We start from the raw sequence: 1,851 nt of genomic DNA on the forward strand, positions 1-1,851 counted from the left end.
AATGGGTCGATGGCAACACCGGATCCAAGGCCACTATGAAGTACCCGGCGTGCATCCTCGCTGAGCCGTATGCCAAGGCATCCACCATGTCTCTCGGTTTCGCCGGCAAGGGACAGTATCAGGATACGGGCGCGAAGATGATCCATCTCGCGCCGCATACCAGCTCTACGATCGTGGCGAAGTCTATTTCCCGTGGCGGCGGCCGTTCCGCTTATCGTGGACTCGTCAAAATCGTCGACGGCGCCGAAGGCTCGAGCTCGTCAGTCGTGTGCGACGCCCTGCTGGTTGATGATTTCTCCCGCTCCGACACGTATCCGCATGTCGATGTGCGCGAGGATGACGTATCCATGGCCCATGAGGCGACTGTTTCCAAGGTTTCCGAAGACCAGCTGTTCTATCTCATGAGCCGTGGTCTCGAAGAGAAGGAGGCCATGGGCATGATCGTCCGCGGCTTCGTCGAGCCGATCAGCCGCGAGCTACCGATGGAATACGCGCTTGAGCTCAACAGGCTCGTCGAATTGCAGATGGAAGGATCGGTAGGCTGATCCATGGCAGAACAAGAGCAGAACACAATGCAGAACGTACAGGACGTACAATCGCAAACCCAGCCGAAGAATACGGAGATCAAGGTCCCGCAAGCCGACCCGCATGACCCGTATGCGTTCCCCGCGGCCATGCCGTCGAGTGCGGACCGTGAACCACGTTCCTTTGAGGTGGACGACTTCAAACAGCCGACCCGAAAACAAGAGGATTGGCGATACACGCCGATTGAACGCATCGAGGAATTCTTCGACGTGTTCGAGCCGAGCGGCAAAACAAGCATCTCGGTCACCGACACCGAGGGACGTCCTGTCGATGCCGGGCATGTTGACGTGACGCAGGTCGCGATGGGGGAGCAGCCCTCAGGAACCGTGATGATGTCGAACGACCGGGTTTCCGCGGTCGAATGGGCCAGCGGCAAGACGGCTACCGTAATACGCTTGCGCGGCGAAATCGACACGCCTGTGCTCGTGCATATCCACGGCGGCGGCAATGATCTTGATGCGGTCCATCTGGTCATCGTCGCAGAGGATCGTGCGCATGGCGATGTTATCGTCGAACATGACGGTCTCGCCCGTATCGCTGAAGGCGTGGAAATCTCCACGGGCGCGGATTCTCATATCTCCACGACCTTCGTGCAAGAATGGGACAAGGGCTCCAAACACGTGGGCAACCACCGCATCCGTGTCGGGGCGGGAGCCTCGTTGCGGCATTCCGTGGTGACGCTCGGCGGTGACGTCGTGCGTATCCGCATGGACCAGGATTTCGGCGGCGCCCAAGGCGATCTCAACATGCTCGGCATCTATTTCGCCGACCCAGGTGAGCATATCGAGCATCGGACGATGGTCGTGCACAACTACCCTGAGTGCAAGTCCCGCGTCGTGTACAAGGGTGCGTTGAGCGGCAAAGGCGCGCATTCCACATGGGTGGGCAACGCGCTGATTGAGCCGACCGCCCCGGGAACGGACTCCTACGAGCTCAACAGGAATCTGGTGCTTACTCCGGGTGCCATCGCGGATTCCGAACCGAATCTGGAGATCGAGAACGGCAATATCATCGGGGCAGGCCATGCCAGCTCGGTGGGCCGTTTCGACGACGAGGAATTGTTCTACCTCGAATCCAGGGGTATCAGCGAAGCCGAGGCGCGCAAACTGGTGGTCCAGGGATTCTTCGCGGAACTCGTCGAGGAAATCGGCGTGCCCGCCATCGCGCAGCACCTGATGAATGTGATTGACCGTCGCCTGGCACGAGGCGAAAACGCGGCCATGCAAGCCGTATTGGAGGAAAAGTAATATGCAGCACACTCTCGAA

2 protein-coding genes are annotated in these 1,851 nt (G+C 59.3%); both read left to right on the top strand.

Annotated elements, in window-relative coordinates; genetic code table 11:
- Window positions 1–545, top strand: a 545-nt coding sequence (locus ACI38B_RS05340; protein WP_439729846.1) for a SufD family Fe-S cluster assembly protein, incomplete at its 5' end; no start/stop codon positions are given.
- Window positions 546–572: 27 nt separating this feature from the next.
- Window positions 573–1,832 carry a Fe-S cluster assembly protein SufD gene (sufD, locus tag ACI38B_RS05345; RefSeq protein ID WP_439729864.1) on the top strand — a complete coding sequence of 420 codons (1,260 nt, stop codon included), beginning with the start codon at window positions 573–575 and terminating at the stop codon, window positions 1,830–1,832.
- Window positions 1,833–1,851 lie beyond the last annotated feature (19 nt).

The organism is Bifidobacterium sp. (genome assembly GCF_051876855.1).
Taxonomy (GTDB): domain Bacteria; phylum Actinomycetota; class Actinomycetes; order Actinomycetales; family Bifidobacteriaceae; genus Bifidobacterium.

Bases quoted from the DNA above. Each gene is read 5' to 3' on its own strand.
- sufD (WP_439729864.1), top strand. From the start codon at position 573: ATGCAGAACGTACAGGACGTACAATCGCAAACCCAGCCGAAGAATACG.